The organism is Microcoleus sp. S28C3, assembly GCF_036700785.1.
Taxonomy (GTDB): domain Bacteria; phylum Cyanobacteriota; class Cyanobacteriia; order Cyanobacteriales; family Microcoleaceae; genus Microcoleus; species Microcoleus asticus.
Genome location: NZ_JAUBPO010000006.1, coordinates 1 through 22,516, shown reverse-complemented (window position 1 = coordinate 22,516; position 22,516 = coordinate 1). Strand labels below are relative to the sequence as shown.

The 22,516-nt window shown below is 45.3% G+C and carries 25 protein-coding genes and 2 tRNA genes; 21 read left to right on the top strand and 6 right to left on the bottom strand.

From position 1 onward, the window contains the following. Positions 1-36: 36 nt before the first annotated feature. Entirely contained in the window at positions 37-1,446 is a 1,410-nt protein-coding gene (locus tag QUA13_RS03400) for a ferredoxin:protochlorophyllide reductase (ATP-dependent) subunit N (RefSeq protein WP_199292772.1), read from the top strand. An 89-nt stretch (positions 1,447-1,535) separates the two neighbouring features. Then, positions 1,536-1,766, top strand: a complete 231-nt coding sequence (locus QUA13_RS03395; protein WP_333196628.1) for a type II toxin-antitoxin system HicB family antitoxin — start codon at positions 1,536-1,538, stop codon at positions 1,764-1,766. Positions 1,767-1,904: 138 nt separating this feature from the next. Here the strand turns inward: QUA13_RS03395 and QUA13_RS03390 are convergent, their stop codons facing one another. Both QUA13_RS03390 and QUA13_RS03385 read right to left on the bottom strand, forming a co-directional pair. Then, positions 1,905-2,510 (bottom strand): HEPN domain-containing protein, encoded by a 606-nt coding sequence (locus QUA13_RS03390; RefSeq protein WP_333196626.1) that lies wholly within the window; start codon positions 2,508-2,510, stop codon positions 1,905-1,907. Beyond that, positions 2,494-3,543, bottom strand: coding sequence for an AAA family ATPase (locus QUA13_RS03385; RefSeq protein ID WP_333196624.1), 1,050 nt, complete (start codon positions 3,541-3,543; stop codon positions 2,494-2,496). The genes QUA13_RS03390 and QUA13_RS03385 overlap by 17 nt, the downstream gene beginning before the upstream one ends. Positions 3,544-3,734: 191 nt before the next feature. On the opposite strand from QUA13_RS03385, the gene QUA13_RS03380 reads away from it, so the two are divergent. The 5 genes from QUA13_RS03380 to QUA13_RS03360 all read left to right on the top strand — a co-directional run bounded on the left by QUA13_RS03380 (position 3,735) and on the right by QUA13_RS03360 (position 10,094). Then, a complete protein-coding gene (locus tag QUA13_RS03380; protein ID WP_333196621.1) occupies positions 3,735-4,790 on the top strand; it encodes a hypothetical protein in 1,056 nt (351 codons plus the stop codon). 844 nt (positions 4,791-5,634) lie between these two features. Next, complete coding sequence (locus tag QUA13_RS03375) at positions 5,635-6,303, top strand: DUF3318 domain-containing protein (protein ID WP_172189967.1); 669 nt, start codon at positions 5,635-5,637, stop codon at positions 6,301-6,303. Between the two features lie 373 nt (positions 6,304-6,676). Next, positions 6,677-7,675: a sugar transferase gene (locus tag QUA13_RS03370; protein WP_333196620.1), complete on the top strand. Its 999-nt coding sequence runs from the start codon at positions 6,677-6,679 to the stop codon at positions 7,673-7,675. A 547-nt stretch (positions 7,676-8,222) separates the two neighbouring features. Continuing rightward, the gene (locus QUA13_RS03365; protein ID WP_333190870.1) at positions 8,223-8,660 is read left to right on the top strand and encodes an ATP-binding protein; all 438 of its coding nucleotides are present in this window, start codon (positions 8,223-8,225) and stop codon (positions 8,658-8,660) included. Between the two features lie 165 nt (positions 8,661-8,825). Next, positions 8,826-10,094 (top strand): WcaI family glycosyltransferase, encoded by a 1,269-nt coding sequence (locus QUA13_RS03360; RefSeq protein WP_333196618.1) that lies wholly within the window; start codon positions 8,826-8,828, stop codon positions 10,092-10,094. A gap of 45 nt (positions 10,095-10,139) precedes the next feature. Here the strand turns inward: QUA13_RS03360 and QUA13_RS03355 are convergent, their stop codons facing one another. Beyond that, a complete protein-coding gene (locus tag QUA13_RS03355) occupies positions 10,140-10,490 on the bottom strand; it encodes a hypothetical protein (protein ID WP_333196616.1) in 351 nt (116 codons plus the stop codon). Between the two features lie 212 nt (positions 10,491-10,702). Here QUA13_RS03355 and yqeK point away from each other — a divergent pair, with 212 nt between their 5' ends. From yqeK to QUA13_RS03325, 6 genes are all read left to right on the top strand, one after another. Beyond that, the gene (gene yqeK, locus QUA13_RS03350) at positions 10,703-11,335 is read left to right on the top strand and encodes a bis(5'-nucleosyl)-tetraphosphatase (symmetrical) YqeK (RefSeq protein WP_333196615.1); all 633 of its coding nucleotides are present in this window, start codon (positions 10,703-10,705) and stop codon (positions 11,333-11,335) included. Positions 11,336-11,473: 138 nt separating this feature from the next. Further along, entirely contained in the window at positions 11,474-11,893 is a 420-nt protein-coding gene (gene rsfS / locus QUA13_RS03345) for a ribosome silencing factor (RefSeq protein WP_333196613.1), read from the top strand. Positions 11,894-11,895: 2 nt separating this feature from the next. Continuing rightward, positions 11,896-12,405 carry a CGLD27 family protein gene (locus QUA13_RS03340; RefSeq protein ID WP_172189954.1) on the top strand — a complete coding sequence of 170 codons (510 nt, stop codon included), beginning with the start codon at positions 11,896-11,898 and terminating at the stop codon, positions 12,403-12,405. Between the two features lie 180 nt (positions 12,406-12,585). After that, entirely contained in the window at positions 12,586-13,539 is a 954-nt protein-coding gene (locus QUA13_RS03335; RefSeq protein WP_172189952.1) for an asparaginase, read from the top strand. Positions 13,540-13,657: 118 nt separating this feature from the next. Continuing rightward, positions 13,658-13,734 (top strand) — tRNA-Met (locus QUA13_RS03330). A 74-nt stretch (positions 13,735-13,808) separates the two neighbouring features. Beyond that, a tRNA-Met gene (locus tag QUA13_RS03325) sits at positions 13,809-13,885 on the top strand. Positions 13,886-14,152: 267 nt separating this feature from the next. On the opposite strand, the gene QUA13_RS03320 is transcribed toward QUA13_RS03325, so the two are convergent. Both QUA13_RS03320 and QUA13_RS03315 read right to left on the bottom strand, forming a co-directional pair. Then, positions 14,153-14,341, bottom strand: coding sequence for a DUF2949 domain-containing protein (locus QUA13_RS03320; RefSeq protein ID WP_333190865.1), 189 nt, complete (start codon positions 14,339-14,341; stop codon positions 14,153-14,155). Between the two features lie 230 nt (positions 14,342-14,571). Beyond that, positions 14,572-14,955, bottom strand: a complete 384-nt coding sequence (locus QUA13_RS03315; protein ID WP_333196611.1) for a hypothetical protein — start codon at positions 14,953-14,955, stop codon at positions 14,572-14,574. 468 nt (positions 14,956-15,423) lie between these two features. Between QUA13_RS03315 and QUA13_RS03310 the strand changes: the two genes are divergently transcribed. Next, positions 15,424-15,657 carry a hypothetical protein gene (locus QUA13_RS03310; protein WP_333196610.1) on the top strand — a complete coding sequence of 78 codons (234 nt, stop codon included), beginning with the start codon at positions 15,424-15,426 and terminating at the stop codon, positions 15,655-15,657. Positions 15,658-15,674: 17 nt separating this feature from the next. Further along, entirely contained in the window at positions 15,675-18,548 is a 2,874-nt protein-coding gene (locus QUA13_RS03305; RefSeq protein ID WP_333196607.1) for a PAS domain S-box protein, read from the top strand. Positions 18,549-18,671: 123 nt separating this feature from the next. Here QUA13_RS03305 and QUA13_RS03300 read toward each other — a convergent pair whose 3' ends face one another. After that, complete coding sequence (locus QUA13_RS03300; protein WP_333196605.1) at positions 18,672-19,262, bottom strand: rhomboid family intramembrane serine protease; 591 nt, start codon at positions 19,260-19,262, stop codon at positions 18,672-18,674. Positions 19,263-19,733: 471 nt separating this feature from the next. Here QUA13_RS03300 and QUA13_RS03295 point away from each other — a divergent pair, with 471 nt between their 5' ends. The 6 genes from QUA13_RS03295 to QUA13_RS03270 all read left to right on the top strand — a co-directional run. Next, positions 19,734-20,111 carry a Mo-dependent nitrogenase C-terminal domain-containing protein gene (locus QUA13_RS03295; protein ID WP_333190862.1) on the top strand — a complete coding sequence of 126 codons (378 nt, stop codon included), beginning with the start codon at positions 19,734-19,736 and terminating at the stop codon, positions 20,109-20,111. Positions 20,112-20,638: 527 nt separating this feature from the next. Next, positions 20,639-21,523, top strand: coding sequence for an SGNH/GDSL hydrolase family protein (locus QUA13_RS03290; RefSeq protein WP_333196603.1), 885 nt, complete (start codon positions 20,639-20,641; stop codon positions 21,521-21,523). A gap of 213 nt (positions 21,524-21,736) precedes the next feature. Then, on the top strand, positions 21,737-21,886 hold the full coding sequence (locus QUA13_RS03285; protein ID WP_333196600.1) for a hypothetical protein: 150 nt from the start codon (positions 21,737-21,739) through the stop codon (positions 21,884-21,886). Between the two features lie 9 nt (positions 21,887-21,895). Continuing rightward, positions 21,896-22,039 (top strand): hypothetical protein, encoded by a 144-nt coding sequence (locus QUA13_RS03280; RefSeq protein ID WP_333196599.1) that lies wholly within the window; start codon positions 21,896-21,898, stop codon positions 22,037-22,039. Continuing rightward, positions 22,036-22,290 carry a DUF433 domain-containing protein gene (locus QUA13_RS03275; protein WP_333196597.1) on the top strand — a complete coding sequence of 85 codons (255 nt, stop codon included), beginning with the start codon at positions 22,036-22,038 and terminating at the stop codon, positions 22,288-22,290. Before QUA13_RS03280 ends, QUA13_RS03275 begins: the two co-directional genes overlap by 4 nt. A 1-nt stretch (position 22,291) precedes the next feature. After that, a partial coding sequence (locus tag QUA13_RS03270) for a DUF5615 family PIN-like protein (protein WP_333196594.1) occupies positions 22,292-22,516 on the top strand: 225 nt, incomplete at its 3' end.

Here is a 22,516-nt window from a genome sequence, read left to right as displayed (position 1 = left end):
AGACTAAAAACAATTTAAAGGGAGAACATTTGAAATATGACTGCTATTACTACTAATGAACCGGAAGCTTTAAACTTTGAATGCGAAACAGGCAATTATCACACTTTTTGTCCGATTAGCTGCGTAGCTTGGCTTTATCAAAAAATTGAAGATAGCTTTTTCTTGGTCATCGGTACCAAGACTTGCGGCTATTTCTTGCAAAACGCAATGGGCGTGATGATTTTTGCTGAGCCTCGCTATGCGATGGCTGAGTTGGAAGAGGGCGATATTTCCGCTCAGTTAAACGATTATGATGAGTTGAAGCGGCTGTGCTTGCAAATTAAGCGCGATCGTAACCCCAGTGTAATTGTCTGGATCGGCACTTGCACCACCGAAATCATCAAGATGGATTTGGAAGGGTTAGCGCCGAAACTCGAAGCAGAAATTGGCATTCCCATCGTCACAGCGCGCGCTAACGGTTTGGATTACGCTTTTACTCAAGGGGAAGATACCGTTTTGGCAGCTATGGCTGCTAAATGCCCTGAGAAAGCGCCCGTGATGGAATCTCAGAAACAAGAACGCAATGCTATCTCTCAACTGCTGAATTTCGGTAAGAAAAAAGAGGAAGTTGCAGCAGATGAATCGGAATATGTCAAGCACACACCGCTGGTACTTTTTGGTTCTTTGCCAGATCCGGTTGTTACTCAGCTAACTCTAGAATTGAAGAAGCAAGGAATCAAAGTTTCCGGTTGGCTTCCTTCCAAGCGCTACACTGAATTGCCAGTATTGGAAGAAGGCTATTATGTATCTGGCATGAATCCGTTCTTGTCGCGTACTGCTTCTACGTTGATGCGCCGCCGCAAGTGTAAGCTAATTGGTGCGCCATTCCCGATCGGCCCTGACGGAACTCGCGCTTGGATTGAAAAGATTTGCTCAGTGTTGGGAATTGAACCAAAAGGTTTGGACGAACGGGAAGCGCAAATTTGGGCTGGCTTGGAAGATTACCTGCAAATAATTCGCGGCAAATCTGTCTTCTTTATGGGTGACAATTTGCTGGAGATTTCTTTAGCACGTTTCTTGATTCGCTGCGGCATGACTTGCCCGGAAATCGGCATTCCTTACATGGACAAGCGCTATCAGGCGGCCGAGTTGGCTTTGTTAGAAAAGACTTGTCACGAGATGGGAGTTCCTACTCCTCGGATTGTGGAGAAACCAGACAATTACAATCAGTTGCAGCGGATTTACGAGCAAAATATTGATTTGGTGATTACTGGTATGGCTCACGCTAATCCTTTGGAAGCGCGGGGGATTAATACTAAGTGGTCTGTTGAGTTTACTTTTGCTCAGATTCACGGCTTTGGTAATGCGCGGGATATTCTGGAGTTGGTGACTCGTCCGCTGCGCCGGAATAATTCGCTGAAGGATTTGGGTTGGGGTAATTTGGTGAAGAATGAAGCGAAGGTTTAATCGTTTTTAGTAAGATAGTAGGGTGGGCTTTGCTCACCTTATTTTTTTTGGAACCGCTGATGAAGGCAGATTGACGCAGATGAACGCGGATGAAAGTCAATTTTAAATCTCTGGATTATTACTTGAGCCTGAAATATGCTATCAGTTTTTATCCAGAATCTGAAGGTTATACAGCCATAATAAAAAACCTTCCGGGTTGTATGTCTGTGGGGGAAACTTTGTCGGAAGCGATGGATAATATTCAGGAAGCTAGGGAATTGTGGGTAGAGACTGCTTATGAGTGCGGCGATGAGATTCCTTTACCTGCGGCTGATGTTTAGCATCAAGGACGATCGAGTTTGAGGGAGGGTTAAAGGGCGATCGCTCTTTTCTTTTTTTATGAACCGCTGATACAGGCAGATTAACGCAGATTAACGCGGATGAAGAGTGCGATCGCTTTTTTATTTAATCATCGCGGGTTACAAAATGTTGTGTATGCTCTCAACAACTTGCTCAATAAAATCAACCGCTTCATTAACTAATAGTTCATCAATAGGCCAGCGATCGCCTATTGGGTATGAAGGATCTATATCTGCTTCATGTGCTATCTTATTTCGGCGATCGACAATCCGATTTAATTGCTGTTTTATATCTCTAGCAGGCCTACTCATGTTAGTAGAGACTTCTTCCCACAACTTTTTATCGCAAATCAGCCGAATAGCATCAGCTATAGCCTCTGGTTGTTGAAAACTTTTGTAGCTGTGGCGTTGACGAATTTCATCTTTTAACCAGGAATCAATATTTTGGCCTGCGTTTATACCTGCACGAGCGCTACCCAGTGAAATCTGAAACCGCGAGAATGCTTGCGGCTCAGGACGTTGCCCCCCATGAATTTCTAACATTCCTATCCTGACAACTTCATGGATATAGTAGTCCAAAGCGCTAACCGCTAGAACAAGTGCAGCTCTCAGCATATCGGAAAGATCCAAAACACTGCTAGCTTGAGCTTTTAGAGAATTATGCACAGCAATCAGATCCCGAACGCGAGCCATACTGAGGCGAAATAGATCAATCGCTGACTGCATTGGCAGTTAACCCAATAATTTTATCTGCTAGCTTATCAAAAGTAATTTTGAACTTATCTTGTGCTTTTAGAGTGTTTCTTAAAATTGGACCAGTTTGCCCTATTTGAGCGGGTGTGAGAGCAAAAATAGGTGTTTTATGATGTAGAGACTTAGCAATCAAGGAATTAAAATCAGAAATTTGGGTAAGGCAAAAATCACTTTTAATTCTTTGAGAACCATACATTTCATCGGTTAGCAGCATATTGTTTTTTTGCAAAGATGGCACTAATTTAGTGGAGACAGCTTCTTCAATTGCATCAATCCACTTCTGAAAATCCGCCGCAGCCTCTCCATATCTGATTCTATACTTTTGAACAATAGTCCCAAGCAAGCGCGGTGTAACTTTGGGAAATGGATAGGCGGCATCTTTCAAAAGCCTCATTTCTGAAGCTTTTTGAGCCCAAGCATACCATTTTGGCAAAATTTTTGCCAAAGAATGGATCGCCATTATTGAAAAGAAGTCTGGACTGGTAGGAAGTATAAAAAAATCACTGGTCATCAGCAGGTTCTGATTGATTGAGCTTAAAATTGGACTCATATCAATCAAAATATAATCAGCCTTAAACTTATCTGCTGTTTTCTGCAAAAGGTATGAAATTGAACCAGGTAAGTTTTGCAGTGTTTGAATTGAACCGCCTAGCTCTTGTGCAATGCCTAATGTTACCTCATATTCAGCAAATCCCACATGACCGGGCAATAACAACAAACCATCGCACCCTTCTACTGGCAAACAATCTACAGCCTCAATTAGCTTAGGCCTTGATTCAAATGCAGGTGCTAAGCCTGATTTAATATTCTGTTCTTTTTTATATAACCCCTCTATATCTTCCTTAGTTGAAAATTCCAAAACCATAGCTGTGAGGTTACATTGCGGATCGGCATCCACTATTATTACTTTTTTTCCCTTCGTGGCTAACATCCATCCTAGATTAAATGTAGTGGTTGTTTTGCTAACGCCGCCCTTGTGATTAAATAGAGCTATTTTGTGAACCATGTTTTTTTATACTTTTGGGGAAGTCAGTACCTGAGCTATAACTAAGGCTATGACTATTATACAGTCAGGGATGAAAGGGCGCACTTTTCCCCAACCTTTCCAGAATCTCAGGCCACAGGCCCGTAACACGATCGCAGGTACGATCGCCTATAATCGAAACTAGCCCAACTCTCATCAGTTGAGAAACCGCCATGAGTCAAGACAAGGAAGAAATTAGCTATTCAGAGAAAACAGAACGTCTCAGAGTTATCGGTCAGTTTATCAAAACTGTCACACCGATGATTTGGACGATCGTAATTTTAGTAGTCATCATTCCCCTATGCGGTAACTTTCTAATTTCCCAGTCACTAACAAATACCGGAACCACAGCAGTTGTAGTCTCGCCGCCGCACGATTTTAGCAAAGTCAACCAAGACGTTAAAAACGCCATCCAACAATCCCATACAACAGCCGAAACTTTCGCATCTAAAGAATTGGACAAATGGGAAACAGAAGTAATTGCAAGGGTTGACAACAGTTTCCTCGATTGGTACTTCGATTACTTCAATCAAAAAAAGATGGAGTTTACCGTACCTTTTAATTTCGTGAAATCAGCCGTACTCAACAGGTTTGATATGACAGCAGCTTCTCGTGCTGTTTCCGAAAAATTAACCGAAGACTTTCAAAGAGAATTTGCTAACCGCGTGCTGGTGCCAAAAAACGCTCAACTGCGATTTCAATTAATCACTCAAGATACTGCTAATTTGTACATATCAGAAGTTAGCAAGAATGTGAAAGTTGTTCAAAACAATTATAATATACCGCAAGTACAGTGGGACAAATACCTGAACGATATTGCCACCACAATTAGCGACAAAGGAAACGTCTCGAATTTATCATTAAAAGTATTAGTTGGCGGTAGCGGTTACTTGGTTGCTAAACCCTTAATTTTGGGAGTCGCAGCTAAAGTTGGTAGTAAAGTTACCGCAAAAGTTGCCAGCAAAGCCGCCGCCAAGGTAGCCACAAAAACAGGCGGTACAGTTGCTAGTCAGTTGGGAGTAAGTTTAATCGACCCGATTGTCGGCATCGGAATTATCATTTGGGATTTGTGGGATTACAATCACACAGTCAAAGTAGAAAGACCGATTTTGCGGGAACACATTGTAGAATACTTGAAAGATGTCAAAAAGTCCCTGCTTACAAATCCTGAAAGCGGAATCATGGCAGCCATTTATCAATTAGAAAGCGGTCTTCTCAAGTCACTTTAATCATTTGGCGTTGCTTAACACAGGTATAATTGAAGATTTCACAATTGCCATAAGCTAATTATGGTTGAGTTTGTGACTTCCAAAAAAAATAGGTTCATACCGTTAATTAGCAACGCTCAAAAAAGATAAGATAGAGGAACAACTAGAAGAATTGCAAGATTTAATCACATATAAAAATATCATAAAATGGAAGAAAGTGCAAGCTATAAAACTCAGATTAAAAGGATTTAGTAATCGAAAAATCGAAAAAAGATTAGAAGTTGCAGCAAGTTTTTTTGCACAAAATCACAAAAAATACTTAGCCGGATAATCGTGGAATTAAATTTAAAATATCAAGGTTGAAAAAACTATGTAACGGCTAAACAGTTCTCCGCAACGCCTCCCGTCCCTATCTCAACCCGCAAACCAAAATATATCATAACTCGAAAGATATTTGAGGTTAAATTATGATTTAATATTTAAAGCCTGGTCAAGTTACTATCGAATCTTGAAAGCGGTTAATTAATTAACCTGGCAGAAAGCCAAGGGATAAAAATCGATCGCACAGCGATAAGTTATTCACAAAAAACGCTATTTTTGGCAAAAAAGATGATCGAAGCAGAAGCCAGAAATAGCATGAGGATAACTGGTACTGTATGTCTTAGATGAGTGTCAGTCCGTCGCCCAAATACTCCGAAGGAAATGATCGAGTCGGCAGTTGCGATCGCCCTCTTCGAGTAAAATCAAGTAAATTTGCAAGTATTGGTCGATCGACCCCCGTTGCTAGACTATATTTGGATTCAAGGTTTGCTATACTCCAGAAATAGACACATATTAACCTTTGGAAAATCAATAGGCCGGAGCTATGACATCCTATGCAACCTCTACAGCAAGAGCCGAGATGAGTGAGATCCGGCGCTTGAAAAATATACTGCCCCCAGAACTCCAAAGTTGGGTAACAGTAGAAAAAACAATAGAAGTTAATCCTACCCTGATCCGGAGCGAAGAAATAGGCAAAGACCAGGTAGAAATCCAAATAGACCTGATCCGCTGGGAACAGCTAGCAATGGATCAGCGCAACCTCCTATTTTGGCACGAAGTCGCCAGAATTCAAAACGACACCATCCCCAGAGATGGTTGGGAAATGGCAGCCCTCGCCATTGGTTTAGGCGGCGCCGTCGGTGAACTTTGGGTGCAAGACGGCTTGCTGTTAATACTGGCCCTATCCCTGTGCGGCGTCTCCGGCTGGAGACTTTACCAAAAAAACAACGGAGAGAAAAGTTTAAAAGAAGCAGTAGACGCCGACGAAAAAGCCCTCGCCCTGGCCACCCGCTTCGGCTACACACTCCCAAACGCCTACAAAAGCCTCGGCAGTGCCTTAAAAACCTTAATCGAGCAAACCTCCAAAAAACAGCAGCGGGCTAAATACGAAGCTCGTCTCCAAGCCCTCAAACGCAACGCAGCGAAAGCCAAAGCCAAAGTCAAACCCATCACCCGCGAAACTTCCCAGTCAGAAAACGTCTACAATTCTTAACCTCATCCTCCGACACTTGTTACGGGGGTTTTGCAGTTAACGGTTAACTGTTAACTTCTCTGTTAGCTGTTAACTGTTAACTGCGGTGGCTATCATGTGCAAGACAGGCAAAAAAAATATTAACGACAAGATTAATCGGCCTGAATCCACAAAAATCTTGATTCCGATGTCAAAGTTTGGCAGCGACTGCGTTCAAAAATCTTGGGGCCAAAACAGCGACTGGTAGACTCAAGTCTATTTTTGCCTTGGATATCACGCTCGGCGGGCGAGTTTTAAGGCGTTTTTGTAAAGTTTGTATAAAGCTAGCTTAAGAAGGAGCTGCTAGGACAGAATAAGCTAAAGACATCAGCTTGAAATTTGAAACCAGGACTTCATGGTCAGCCAAACCCCAGAGGCAGATTTTCGGGTTACGTACTTGGACGAGACTCCCTCAGTTCACATACCCGTGCGCTTGAGCGTACTTGAAGCGGTAAACTTCAAGACAACCTGCCAGCAACTTTTCTCTGGAAACACCGTTCCCAGCAAAATCGTCCTAGACTTCAGTCAGACCACATTCATCGACAGTAGCGGAATCGGTGCTTTAGTCAGCAATTTGAAATTTGCCAAACAGCGCGGCAGCGACTTGGTGCTCCGAAGCCTCAAGCCGCAGGTGATGGCAGTATTTGCTCTCACCAGCCTAGATCAAGTGCTGACGATCGAGCAGCCCTCTGCAACCTCAACTCCCACAGAGACCAATCCCTCGGACAATCACCTACCGATGACCCACCCCTCAGTGCAATCGTGGGTGAAGCGGCTGATAGATGTCGTTGGGGCAATAGTTGGTTTGATGATTACAGGAATTTTACTCGTACCCATAGCCGCAGCCATCACGATCAACGATCCAGGCCCGATATTTTTTGCTCAAACCCGCTGCGGCTGGATGGGCAGGCAATTTCGGATTTGGAAATTTCGATCGATGTGTACCAACGCCGAAGCGATGAAAGACCAAATCAAAAACCAAGCTTCTGGCGCATTTTTCAAAAATGACAACGACCCGCGGATTACCAAAGTCGGGCGCATCTTGCGCAAGACCAGTCTCGACGAACTGCCGCAGTTTTGGAACGTGCTCAAAGGCGAAATGAGTCTAGTCGGCACTAGACCGCCTACCCCAGACGAAGTTGAGCGCTACGAAGTCCCTCAGTGGCAGCGTTTGGATGTCAAACCCGGGATGACCGGGGAATGGCAAGTCAACGGTCGCTCTCAAGTCCGCGATTTTGAAGATGTCATCCGTTTAGACTTAAAATACCAACAAAACTGGAGCCTGGTGTATGACCTCAAACTAATTGTTAAAACTGTAACAGTCCTGTTTAACAAAAATAGCGGCGCTGTCTAGGAACCCTCAACAACCCACCCCTGAACTTTCAGGTGCTGTTGGGGACGGGCGGCGGGAACTCGAACTTGATACTTAGTCAAGCAGACGATCGCTAGCGATAGCTACGTTAGCATTAAGTGTTAAAATTCACACGCCCAGAAAATGCGCAGCTAGTTGCCAGCTCTGCAATCAGAGCATTAATAATTAGCAATTTGCGACTTCGAGGTTCTACTCGAATGATCCCAGCATGATTTTCGAGCACGAGAAGAACTCACCTGTGTTTAGAAAAGTACCGACTGCTAACACGGTTCAAGCTCAAATCACTGCCTCGCAAGCTGACTCGGGAATTTTCCCTATTTAAACGCCCTACCGAGGCGGGTTACAGTATCGGAAGTCTCTCATTTGCTGTGCGAGTAAATGGTGCGAAAGGAATGCTCACCTTGAGGCAAAACGGGCTTCTTCAACTCAAGCTTGACTTAACTAATATGTTGCCAAGACCTTGCCCTCCTTTTGCTCTCCCTCCGGCGCTGAGTACAGCGGTGGTGGGGGCCGACCAGGGGGAAGAAAGATGAAAGACAAGCAACCAAAGGCCGAGTCGCACCTTCAGGTTGAAACAGACCTGAAGGCTTTAACATCCGTTTTGGAATGGTTGGAGAATATCGTTTTGCCCATGATACCAGCGGATTTCTGGTGGCAGTGCCGGCTGATAATCAACGAAGGCTTTACAAACGCTGTCCGCCACGCTCACCAGAACTTGCCCCCCGCGACGCCCATAGACATTGAGGTAAAAGTGTTTGCCGATTACTTAGAAATTAGGATTTGGGACAGGGGTCAACCCTTCAACTTAGAAGCAAAGCTGCACTCGATCATGCAAGAGCAGCGCGATCCCTTGGACAGAGAAGGAGAAAGGGGACTGGTGTTCATGTACAAGCTCACAGACGAGCTTCGGTATATCCGTACCGACGATCGCCGCAACTGCCTGGTAATGCGCAAAAATATTACTTGATGGCGCGATACCCGCCCGGTCAGGGCGGCTTCTTTCGCTCAGGTGGAAGAGATCCTAACGTCGCCCCCTGTTGTGCTACCGGGAACCCAACCACATCCTCTGCAATTCACCGGGTGCAGGCTCGATGCACGCGACAGCAGGACAATTTGCTTCAAACTAAATATTATGCGTATTCTAATTTATTCCTATAACTACTATCCAGAGCCGATCGGCATTGCCCCCCTGATGACAGAACTAGCGCAAGGCCTAGTCAAGCGCGGGCACCAAGTCCGAGTCGTCACAGGAATGCCCAACTATCCCCAGCGCCGGATTTATCCGCAATATGAGGGCAAATTTTACCTCACCGAACAACACAACGGCGTCACAATTCAGCGCAGCTATCTGCGCGTCAACGGCCCCCACCCCACCCTCCTAGACAGACTTTTACTAGACGGCAGTTTTGTCGTCTCCAGCGCCGTCCAAGCCTTCAGAGGCTGGCGTCCCGACGTGATTTTCTCGACCATGCCTCCTTTACCGATTTGCGTCCCAGTCGCCTTTTACGGCTGGATTCGCGCTTGCCCGATCGTTCTCAACGTTCAGGATATCGTCTCAGAAGCAGCCGTGCGCGTCGGCTTGGTCAAAAAAAACGGACTGCTAGTTCGCATTGCTGACGCTTTGGAAAAATTGGCCTACAGCACAGCCAGCCAAGTCAGCGTCATCGACAGCGGTTTTGTCAAAAAATTGCATTCTCAGGGAGTACCCCCCGAAAAAATAGTTTGCGTTCCCAATTGGGTTGATGTCAATTTCATTCGCCCCTTACCCAAGGAAAGTAACTCATTTCGAGAAACTCACAAACTCAAGGGCAAATTTGTCGTTCTGTATGCTGGCAATATTGCCCTAACTCAAGGCTTGCAAACAGTTGTCCAAGCAGCGGCTCGTTTGAAACACATAACCGAAATCGCTTTTGTAATTGTGGGGGAATCAACAGCCTTGGCGCGCTTGCAAAAAGATTGCGAAACTTACAAAGCTAATAATGTAATGTTGCTGCCATTTGAACCGCGAGAAAAATTGCCCGAATTATTAGCTGCTGCTGATGTTAGTTTAGTCGTACAAAAGCGCCGCGTTACTAACTTCAATATGCCTTCGAAAATCCAAGTAATTCTCGCCAGCGGCAGGGCAATTTTGGCCTCGGTTCCTGAAACTGGTACGGCCCAGAAAGCAGTGCAGCAAAGCGGTGGCGGGGTGGTGGTAGCGCCGGAAGATTCCCAGGCTTTGGCAGATGCAGTTGAAGATTTGTACTTAAATCCCGATCGGGTGGATGCGTTGGGCGAGCAAGGCAGAAATTATGCCGTGGAGAATTACGGATTTGAGGAAGCTTTGAATCATTATGAAGCTTTATTTGCGGCCGTTGCAGCGAGTCATGGTGAGAAAATATTGGCACCGCTGCCAAAATAAGATCGGCGCTTGAAACCGCGCGTGCTGTACAGTGCCAAAAGATGTTCAGAGCAGTACAGAAATAACGCTCGTTAAGATAAATGCCTCAAAAATAAAATAGTGAGCGTCGATCGATATAATTCCCCAATCTACCAAAACCGGAACTGTCGCCGCAGCCATCGAGGCAGCCATTACTGCACCAATTAAAAGTAAAATAGCGATAACAGAAAAAGATTTTTGACTGCCAACAACAGCCATTTCGATTAAGCTTTTTAGCGGAAATCCCCTTTTCAACAAAATGGCAATCAAAATTACCATCGAAGCCAGAAGTGGAGCAACTAAAAAAAACCTTTGATGGCACTGACTAAAAGTAGAACAAATGAAATAATTACAGAAAACAGCCAATCCATCAGACATATCAAAAAAATAAAATGTCTCTAACAGATAGACTAGGGCGTGTTTTCTTTCCCCGGAGCTCCCTTAGCAGCCTTTAATAAGACGGGGATAAGAGAATTGTTTCGTCCCCCGATGTTTTGGGGGATACGAGGGGGATCGAGACTTGGATATAACCCAGACAATGAGAAGAAAACGCTAAAATAAAATAAACTATACAATTTTGGAGTTAATATTTGACACTTGCACCCGCGCGCGAAAATGTCCTAGCTTGGCTCTGTGACCGCGTTCCCGCTGCCCGCATCAAACACATCCTCGGAGTCGAACAGGTAGCAGGTGACTTGGCTCGCCATTACGGCCTCGACGAAGCAAAAGCCCGATCGGCCGGTTTGTTGCACGATTTGGCAAAATACTTCAAACCTCAACTGCTGCTGGAAATGGCAAGGGCGGAAGGTTTAGAGTTAGACTCAGTGTTGGAAGCACACCCGCATTTGCTGCACGCAGACGCAAGCGCGATCGTCGCCAGAGACGAATTCGGGGTGGTCGATCGAGAAATATTGGACGCAATCGCCAATCACACCCTCGGCAGACCAAACATGAGCCAGCTCAGTTGTACCGTATTCATAGCAGACACTATAGAGCCGAGCCGCGGCAACACAGCCCAACTAGAAGCACTGCGCGAGGCAAGCTTGCAAAATCTTTATGCAGCCGTGTGGCAAACTAGCGATTATTCTCTTAAATATTTGCTAGAAACTCGCTGCTACATCCACCCCCGCACCGTACTTACGCGCAATTGGGCGCTGCAAATGGCTCGATCGCCGGAAACAGGAAATTCGACGGAGAAGTCGATCGAACAAATCACAAGTTAAAAGTAAAATTTATCAGCAATCCTGTCCTTACTTTTGGCTTCAACCTAACTCCTATTTCCCGTCTCAAACTGCCAACAACCCATCCCTCATAGCGCACCCATTCTTCCTTACCGTATCAATTAGGAACTTAAACCCTTAATGTCAGATCTAACTCAACTCGAATACTCCAGGGCTCAGTCTACAGCAACGGACAACACCTCCCCAGACGAAGCTCGCGGCCTGATCATGACCGTTGCCCAAGCAGCCGATGACCGCAAAGCAGTAGACATTGTATTGCTCCGGGTGTCAGAAGTATGCTACTTGGCAGACTACTTTGCGATCGTCACCGGATTTTCCAACGTCCAGGTACGAGCCATCTCCCAAGCGATAGCAGACCAAGTGGAAGAAGAGTGGCAACGCTTGCCACTGCGTACACAAGGCCTATCAGACGCTAGTTGGGTCGTCATGGACTACGGCGACGCGATAATTCACATTTTGAAGCCTCAAGAGCGGGAGTTCTACAATTTAGAAGCGTTCTGGGGACACGCCGAACGCATTGACTTTTCCCCCGCGCCGTGAGGATGGCTAATGTGAAAAACGTTTCTGCTTCTATTTGTCCCGTTCCGCAAGAACAGCGACCGATCAATGAATACCAAGAACTTAAAGAATCCTGGTTTTTTAGCTGGGTAACACTCAATTGGCCCGGATACCTGGCAAAACTAGCTTGGGTCTGGGCTTGGAGTTGCTTGGTATCGGTGCCGATAGCTGCTTCTAGCTTTGCTCCTGTCAAGTATCCAGCTCAGTTTGTCCTCAGCGGTGCCGCAGGTGCCGGTTTTATTCTAGGATTAGCTTTGCTGCGGCTCTACTTGGGTTGGTTCTACGTGCGATCGCGCCTTTCAAATCCCACGGTCGTCTACGAAGAGTCTGGCTGGTACGATTGTCAATCTTGGCCTAAAACTCCCGAAGTTTTGCTTCAAGACCAGTTGATTGTCAACTACCAACTAGAACCAATTCTCAGGCGTCTGCGGCAGACATTTTATGGTTTGACAGTATTGCTGGTTGCCGGGGGACTAACTTGGAGTTGTTTGTAATCGGGAATGGAAGGGAGTTTTGAGTTTTGAGATTGCCGCGCACAGCCAACAGGGCACACGGAGTGCATGAGTGAGAAACGATCGCAGAAAGATTAACTTTATAACTCTTAACTGGCAGCTCGCAACTCATAACTTCCTGAACCCCAATCTAAAATCTAAAATCTAAAATCTAAAATTGATATGACAAGGGGAAAACGAACCCAAGCTCCCGAACTTGAAGTCACACTGCTGCGCGAAGGTATTGTGGAATCGAGGCACCGCGCCCAGGCCGCTGTCTGCGACAACCGCGGTCGCGTTCTGTCTGTTGCTGGTAACTCGGAAACAGCCTCATTTGTCCGTTCTTCACTCAAGCCTTTTCAAGCTTTGGCGGTGACGGCGACTGGCACTTTAGAACGCTACGAATTGACCGATCGAGATTTAGCGATTATTTGCAGTTCCCATCAAGGTACGATCGAGCAATCGCGCCAGGTATTTAACGTCCTGTGGCGCTGCGACATTGACCCCTCTAAACTTCAATGCCCCATTCCCGAAGGGAAAAAGAGCGCCCTGCAATACAACTGCTCCGGCAAACACGCCGGAATGCTGGCTGTCTGTCAGCAACTGCACTGGCCTATGGAAACTTATTTGCGCCGCAAACATCCCGTCCAGCAGCTTATTTTGGGCAAAGTGGCTGACTTGCTGGCAATGCCTGCCGAAGAGTTTATCAGCGCTCGCGACGACTGCGGCGCTCCTACCTATCTGTTGCAGTTGGGGCAAATGGCGTCTTTGTACGCTCAGTTAGCCTCCGGCAACAATGTGGATATGGAGCGGATTGTCCGCGCTATGACTCACCACCCGATGATGGTTGCGGGTGAGGGCAAATTTGACACGGAACTGATGCGCTTGACTCAAGGGGAATTGGTCAGCAAGTCCGGCGCCGAAGGGGTGCAGTGCATTGGCCGCGTTGGCGAAGGCATGGGCTTGGCAATTAAGGTGACGGATGGGGGAAAGCGCGCTCAATTTGCTGTGGCGATTCACTTGCTCAAGCAGTTGGGGTGGATTACTCCGACGATCGCCGAAACTCTTTCGGAGACTTACCTCACTCTCAGCGACTTCAAGCGCTTGGAGGTAATCGGGGAAGTTTCGATGCTTTAGTGCGATCGAGACTCTGAGCCGATTTCAGCAACCCCTCCCACAATCTCAAAAGTTTTTTTGATTGTGGGGTTGCTATTTTCAGAAAGATATGTTTATATTAGAAAGACAGACAAAGCGACGCGGGATAGAGCAGCCTGGTAGCTCGTCGGGCTCATAACCCGAAGGTCAGTGGTTCAAATCCACTTCCCGCCACCAAATTCAAGCGAACCCTGTAATCGTTAAGGTTTCAGGGTTTTGTTTTTGGAAACCACTAGATAGAGACAAAGCGACGCGGGATAGAGCAGCCTGGTAGCTCGTCGGGCTCATAACCCGAAGGTCAGTGGTTCAAATCCACTTCCCGCCACCAAATTAAATAAGACAAGCCCCGGCCGCCTAAAAGTTGCTGGGGTTTGTTTTATATCGTCCCTGACCTCTATCTCTAAGAAAAATTAGGACACAGCAGTGCTGTGTCCCTACTGGATATTTGTGTTTTACCGAAAAGGAAAATATCGGACCGATCCTCAACTTCCAGACTTAACCCCATACTTTTCGACGATCGATCGTTTGTGCAAGCTTTATTTGTCAAAAATCTGCAATCCGATATCCATATTTTTCAAATCAGGATTTTAAATTGCTAAATTGGCTGAGCTTCCAGCCAATCAAAAATCAGATTTAACTGTTCCAGTGTAACTAACCCGTACTGCCACAGAACCATCGGCAGTTGGCTGGCGTCTTGTTCACCGTGTCGGAGAGCAACGGCGATCGCAGAATTCGATATCGCCAACTCCCCCCGCAAATAATCGAGCAGTAGAGCCTTTCCCATCACCTTCACCGCCAGTTTTATACGATATTGTAAAGATATGTAGCTTAGCCGGCTGAATCAGAAGTTTAATAGTCCTAATTTTCTGTTGAGAATCGGCGATGTGGTGTGATGGAAACGGCACAAAACTTGTGATAAAACTCATAAAAAAAGGCGATCGCAGTCACAATAATTCCGACCATCAAAAATTGGGTTCCGCGATCGCTTGCTTCAAATGAATTAATTTAAAATTGCTAAAGTCCTAGCTGAAGCTGAACTCCCGCTTCTGTGCCACTGTCGGTTTGTTTGGGAGGTAAAGGATTTCCTTGACGCTGGGCGTCCGAAGGAGTAGTGATAAATTCTAATGGGCCATCGATTTTGAGGCGAAATGTGTCGCCCAAGCTGCTTTCCCTTCTAGCAGAATTAGCCGCCGTTTCTGGTTCACCAATCAAGTTTTGGTAGTCCGAGTCTACGGTTCTGTCCTCCACAGTCCTGAGGGAGTCGCCGGATAAAGTCGTTTCCGAATTTTGGGGCGCTGGTTGCAGTCTTTGTTGGGCGAGAACCGCCGGGGTCAAACCGATAAAAATTGAACTCAGTCCAAGAGCAGTGCCAAGAGTAGCAATAACTGCGTTCATCATCCATGCCTCCGCTAGTTGCATCCTACTATGCTTATTGTACTCAGCCGGAATTAAGTTGCACTCTATCAAAAGTAGCTGCTTGTGGAGATATCAATTAAAGTTCCGGCAAAACTTATAACTTTGGATAGCGTTATCGGAAACATACAACTGACGCAGCAACCGGGTTGAAACGCCAAAATACGTCATTTCAGGAATGAGTCAACCAAAAACTCGGTTTGTTTGATTAGCGCACGTCGGGAGTAGAAAAATAGTTAGTGCTGGAGGCACGGACTGGTATCCACCAGTTTTTTTGTCATGAAAATAGTTCGTTGCTGCAGGCCGAAACGCTAAAAAAACCCCGTTTCAGATACCAGTTTAAAAAAGAATGCAAAAGCGGGCAAATTCTAAACCCTTACAGAATCAGTCTTTCCCAATTGTTTAATTCTTTCATCTCAAATCTATAATAGTATGAGCGTGTAGGGTTATCCCATGATTAATAGTGCATTCCTCTCGATCGCCCCTGTTGTTAAAGGGGACGATCGCGCTAAGATGGTGGTGGCAGTCGTTAAAAATTCAATTACCAGCGACAAATTCCGAACTCTTAACAGCACTTTCCCTACTAAAACCATCTCAACTTCAAAATTTTCCCTCGTCAGGCTTTACTTTTCTGAAATGTTGTGGGTTCGTAATATTTCTGCTTCATCATGCCAATCAGATATTTGACCGACCAAATTTTAAAAATGTCAGGCAAAGTGCCAATTCGCATCGTCCTTGTTGTGCCTTTTGCCCTTCAGACTTTCGCTGCTGTAGGGTTGACGGGGTGGCTGTCGCTGCGGAACGGGCGCATAGCAGTCAACGATGTTGCCACACAATTGCGGACAGAAGTCACATCGCGTATCCAGCAACATATTAATAATTATATTGAAACGCCACACCAAATCAATCAGCTCAATCTCGATGCCATCCGTCTCGGCATGGTGAACGAGCAGGATAGTGATAGTTGGCAACGCTACTTCTACAAACAAATCAAAATTTTTGATAAAATTAGCTACATTCAATTCGCATCCGAAAAAAAAGATTTTATTGGAGTTGAACGCCTCGACGACGGCAAGTTGCAAGTTCAGATTTCTAATCAATCTACTGGCTATAATTTGCATAGCTACGTGCTGTCGGAGTTCGACGAACCAACCAAGCTATTAAAAACTACTCTCAACTACGACCCCCGCGTCCGACCTTGGTACATAGCTCCGGTGCGCGCAGGCAAACCGACTTGGAGTAAAATTTATAATTATTTTGACGCTCCCAAACTAGCGATTACGGCTGCTCAACCAGTTTATGGCGAGGATGGGAAACTGATAGGAATTCTGGGTTCTGACTTGGCACTTTCCAAGCTCAATCAATTCTTGGAAACTCTAAAAATTGGCAAATCAGGACAGACTTTTATTGTAGAAAGATCTGGGCAATTGGTGGCAAATTCTACTCTGGAACCGCCATTTATTGTTAGTAATGGTGTTGCGAAACGGATTGTGGCAGCCAGTAGCAAGAATGTTCTAATTCGATCGACCGCCCGCTATTTGACAGAACACTTCGGGGATTTGCACAAAATTGACAGATCTCGCCAGTTAGATTTTACGATCGACGGTCAACGGCAATTTCTACAGGTGACGCCGCTTTTAGACAGCAGGGGCCTCGACTGGTTGATTGTGGTGGCGGTTCCCGAAGCCGATTTTATGGAAAGGATTAATGCCAACACTCGCTACACAGTGTTGCTGTGTTTCGGTGCTTTGGTGGTGGCAACGGCGATTGGCGCTCTGACTTCTAGGTGGATTGTTGTACCGATTCAGCGTCTGAGCAAGGCTGCGGAGGCTTTGTCGCGGGGAGAATGGGACGGGATGGCGGTAGATTTCCGCTTGATGGCGTCTGTAGAGCGGGAGGATGAGGTGGGTGTCCTGGCTCGCTCTTTTAATATGATGGCCGCTCAATTGGAAGAGTCGTTTACTACTCTCGAAGATCGGGTAGAATCTGCGATCGCCGACAAAAATGAATTAATTCTTTCTTTGCAAAAATCGCAGCAAAAACTGGCTCTCCATCTTCACCAAACTCCTTTGGGGGCGATTGAATGGAATCTAAACTTTGAAGTAGCGGAATGGAATTTGTCAGCGGAAAGAATTTTTGGATACAACCGCTTGGAAGCAATGGGACGCCACGGAGTCGATCTAATAGTTCCTGAAAGTGCTAAGGAGTATGTCAGGCAACTATCTATCACTTTGCTAACTAATCAAGGAGGAATTAGTAGCATTAACGAGAACATGACAAAGGACGGCAAAATTATTCTTTGCGAGTGGTACAATACGACTTTGGTTGATGCTGACGGCTGCATTATCGGAGTGGCATCGCTGATTCAGGATGTGACTGAATTTCACAGTGCTGTGGGGCAGTTGCGGGCCAGCGAGGAGCGGTTTCGTCAGTTGGCAGAAAATATTCATGAGGTATTTTGGATTAGAGAACCCAATCAAAAGCAGCTAGTTTATGTGAGCCCTGCTTGCGAGAAAATATGGAATTTGAGCTGTCAGAGTTTGCAGTCAGAACCGGAGGCTTTTTGGGATGCTATTCACCCGGAGGATCTCGATCGCGTCAAGGCTGCTTTTGAGAAACAGGTGCTGGGCGATTATGATGAGGAGTATCGGGTAGTGCGATCCCCTACGGGGGCTACGCCAACGGACGGTTCAGTTTGCTGGGTGCGCGATCGGGCTTTTCCAGTCCGCAGCCAAACCGGAGAAATTTACCGCATCGTCGGTATTGCTGAAGATATTACTCAGCGCAAATTAGCAGAAGAATTCCAAAAAGTAGCGGAAATAGCTCAAGCCGCAAGCCAAGCCAAAAGCGCCTTTTTAGCGAATATGAGCCACGAATTGCGAACTCCCCTCAATGCGATTATTGGTTACAGCGATATGCTCAAAGAAGACGCCGAGGATTTAGGCTGCGAAGATTTTATCCCCGACTTGCACAAAATTCAAATGGCGGGCAAACACTTGCTGTCTTTGATTAGCGACATTCTAGATATTTCTAAAATTGAAGCAGGGCGGATGGAACTTTACTTAGAAACTTTCAACCCGGTTAATTTAATTGACGAGGTAGTTTCTACTGTCAAACCCTTGGTATATAAAAATTATAATAAGTTTGAAGTTGATTGTGGTAGCGATTTGGGAGTGATGTATGCTGACATTACCAAAACTCGTCAAATATTGCTCAACCTGCTGAGCAATGCAGCTAAATTTACGGAAAACGGCACTATTACCCTCTGCATTGAAAGAGTTAAACATGAAAGCTTAACAACTCAAGAAATAGCAGAACCTTCCGACTTAATAATTTTTCGCGTAGCTGATACTGGCATTGGGATTTCCTCCGAACAATTACAGCATTTATTTCAAGCTTTTATGCAGGGCGACGCCTCAACTACGCGCAAGTACGGCGGCACGGGTTTGGGATTGACTATTAGCCGTCACTTTTGCGTGATGATGGGTGGCGATATGCAGGTTGAAAGCGAGTTAGGTTGCGGTTCGGTTTTTACAGTGTGCTTGCCGGCGCGGGTTGAATTATTAGTAAGCAGTTAGTCTTGCTGTCCGGGATGCAATTCTTACAGAATAAACCCGCTTTGTTGACAAAAAACCTACGCTTTCAGATAAGTTCGGGGCAATAAACTACGGTCATGATACCGTGCACCATAAGTCCTAATCCTAGTTAATTTTCCGTTTCTGCCGCCCCAAAAATTGAGCGGTTAATACCCCGCCGACAAAGCCAAAGAAATGCGCTTGCCAGGAAACTCCCGGCTGCGAGGGCAAAACTCCCCAAATTAAACTGCCGTAGAAAAAACCGACAACTAAAGATATCAAAATAGAGGTAAAGCTGCGTTCAAAATAGCCACGCAGCAGCAAGAAGCCGAAATAACCAAAGATTAATCCGCTGGCACCAATGTGAACGGAATAGGGGGCGCCGGTCAGCCAAACTCCGAATCCGCTGACTAGCACCGTGACGGCACTCACGATAAAAAAGTCGCTAATTTCTCGCAGCATTATCAACCAACCAAATGTCACAAAAGGGAGGGTATTGGCTGCTAAGTGAGCAAAACTGCCGTGCAGAAAAGGCATAAACAGGATGCCTTGAAGTCCGTCGATGCTGCGGGGGCGGACTCCGTAGGCATTCAGCCTGCCTCGGAACACGAATACATCGACAATTTCGATAATCCAGAGGAGGGAGACGAAGCCGCCGAGAATGGCGGCGTGGCTTTGCAATTCGCGGGTGATAGCTTTGCTTTCTGGGTTGCTCATGGGTTGTCAGGGCGGTGATACCGATTATTTCTCATTGTAGGAGTTTCTGAGCGATCGCAAGCAAAGATAGTTGGGGCGGGGTTTCAGGGTTGTTTGCAGCAGAGCTTATTTAGAAATATGATAAGTTTTATTAAAAGTTCCGCATTTTCACGTATAGGATAATTCACCTCGATGCGTCACAATTGTAATTGAACTACAAAAGGAGAGTCAACCGAAGGTTGAAGCTAAAAAGTAGAAGACAGAATTTTTACCCTATCAATCAATTGTTGGGCTTGAAATGAGGACACTTTTTAGAGTGCACACCGTCTTTAAAAAAAAATCAGGAACTACTTTTCTCGCCCTAAGTCATTAATTTAAGAAGTTCAATCCGGTAAAGCAAAACGAGATGCTGTAGATACTGATTGTAGATAATATAGCACAAGCTCTACAAAGAGTTCTTGGCACCTCGTTATCAAAGAGGAACAGAGCAAAATGAACGTATTTGAGCATACAGTCTCCTACCGAACTCTACCAAATTGGGTAAGGTTTAGCAAACAAGAAACCGCAGTTAATGTCGCTACAAATTCTCAACCTTACGGTCAAAAGCCACACTTTGACCCCTTGCATCCGCTAAAAGAATGGCTTGATAACACTGCAATTAAAAGTCAAAAGTTGGCTCGGTTGCTCTGTAAATTTATTCCTAGCCAGTGTCCGTTTGAGCGAGAATTCAAACTTGGCGCTCGCACTTTATTATCCATTCCGCCGCTGTGCAAGTTAAATCCGCTTTACGAGCAAATCGTTGGGCTGCGCTTTCGTGCTTTGTGTTATTTGGCTGACGAGTGTGGCGAGGATGTGACTCCTTATTGTTAATTCTGCAAAAACTTAAATTTTTAACTGTCTTTTCACCCTCCCTTCTCCTTGTTGGGGAGGGTTTTTGTTTTGTGCGGGCTTTCAAGGATCTAAAGTGCGATCGATTTCTTGCTCGCCCAGTAAATCCGCTTTCAATCAATTCTTTTATTCCGTGATGGATAGTTATCTCAAGGGTGGTTGTTTGCGAGAGTTTTGTGGTTCGCCTCTTGCCTAACTTTATTGGGTAATCTCCCAAAATATGTACGGTTTTGCCCCCTCCACAGCGCTATGAGCTAGATACCATTAGACAAGTGTCAAGGACATCACCAATTTATGTAGGTTGAGCAGTGGAGTGAGGCAAACCGCAATTAAAGTTCAGGTTTATTCTCCACATTTTTCCCAAACTTGATAGATTAGTAATTGAGGCAAATATTTAAACTAATTCAAAAATACAACTAACACTAAAATTGAAATTTACGAACTCGGCAATTAGCGCTAAAAATTATCAAATATTTTAAAGATATAACTAATACCAAGTGTTGAAAAAAGTGTTAAAAAAAACGTTGTTTGCAGTAATTATTGCGGTTTTATCTTTTATGGTTGCACTCATCCTATCAGCTCAAAGTTCTGAGGCTGTCAATGAACTATATGTATTTGGGGACAGTCTTTCGGATATGGGAATGGTATTTCGAGCGAGCGGGGGTCAATATCCGCCTCGTTCGACTTACTTTCAAGGGCGTTACTCGAATGGTAAAGTTTGGGTAGAGTATCTTGCCGATCGCCTAAAGTTGCCGCCTGAACGAGTCACTAATTTAGCCTATGGAGGTGCAACAACGGGGAGCGATCGCAATAGCCTTGTCCCTGGTTTGTTAGCGCAAGTTCAGTCATGGACTAACTCCCAAAAACAGGCAAATCCTCATGCGCTGTATGTACTGTGGGCGGGTGCAAATGATTATTTGCAGGGGGTAAATAATGCGAAGCTTCCCGTTGAAAATGTGGCAAAGGCGATCGCTTCTCTTGCTGGTGTGGGTGCCAAAAATATCTTGGTGGCAAATTTACCAGATTTGGGGCAGTTACCGGCGACGCGAAAAGGCGCTAATTCTACAAGGCTCACTGCATTGACACAAGCACACAATCAAGGTTTGAGGCGAACGGTTAAGGTATTAAGTCAACAGCATTCTGACTTAAAGATTGCGACTCTGGATGCTAATGCGCTTTATCGGGAAGCGATCGCTTCTCCGGCTAAATATGGCTTGACTAATGTGACGAGTGCGTGTTTATCGGGTGGAGGTGTTTGTGGTAGTCCCGATCGATTTTTGTTTTGGGACGGCATTCATCCGACGACGGCCGCACACAAAATTTTGGGGGAAGCAGCGTCCGCGATTGTGCAGGAAAGCGGGATGATTAAATCTGAATTGGGGATGCTTCGCTAAACCATTTTAAGGCCCGACGGGCGATCGCCACAAGACCGGGATGCTGCCTTGGAGTAGAGGTTGACATAATTTTTTGCATGAGAGCAATATTGGCTAATCTGATGTTGTAGAAATTTTCCTCGTGGGCGATCGCACTTGGTTTGACAAGGGCGATCGCTGCTGCCTCATGTTAAACTGAATCTAGCGGTTGTCTTAAGCAAGGAAAAAATAGCCGTGATACCTCTGCAAGAACAAATTGTTGACAAACTGAAAAATTTCTCTGAAATCGAACTGCAAGAAATCCTCAACTTTGCTGACTTCCTGTTATGGCAGCGGAGAAAGCAGGAAGTAGCTTCGCCGCCAGATGAAACTGGCAACAGCTAACCAGCAAATATGGATAAAGAGTGCGAGGTTCATTATGTTGGTGGAGTCTTAGTCGTCAAAGCATCATTAATAAAAAATCAAGAACTGATTAATTGGGATACAATTATTCCCGATATGCGCGAAGATGGAAAATATCTAATTGAAAAGACATGACTCAAAATAATTTACTGTCTCGCATCTCAATCGACTCGAATATCTGCTTTGGCAAACCGTGTATTCGCGGTCATCGAATCTGGGTTTCTCTGATTCTTGACTTTCTAGCTAGCGGCATGACTTTGGAAGAATTGCTTGAGGAATATCCGGGAATTGAACGAGAAGACATTTTGGCTTGTATTGCTTATGGGGCTGAGTTGGCAAGAGATTATTATGTCGAAATTCCTCTGGGTAAAAAAAAGTTGTTTTAAAGTGAAGTTAAAACTTGATGAAAATTTGGGCAGCATCCGCGTTGTTTCGATGTTACGTTTGGCTGGCCATGATGTTGCGACTGTACGGGAACAAAATTTGAGTTCCACACCGGATGAATTATTAATTGATATATGTCGGAGGGAAGATAAGACCTCTTGCGAAATTCTCAGGCGATCGCTAATTTATCTTCAAAGAAAGTTCATAATTATAAATACCAGCAATCAA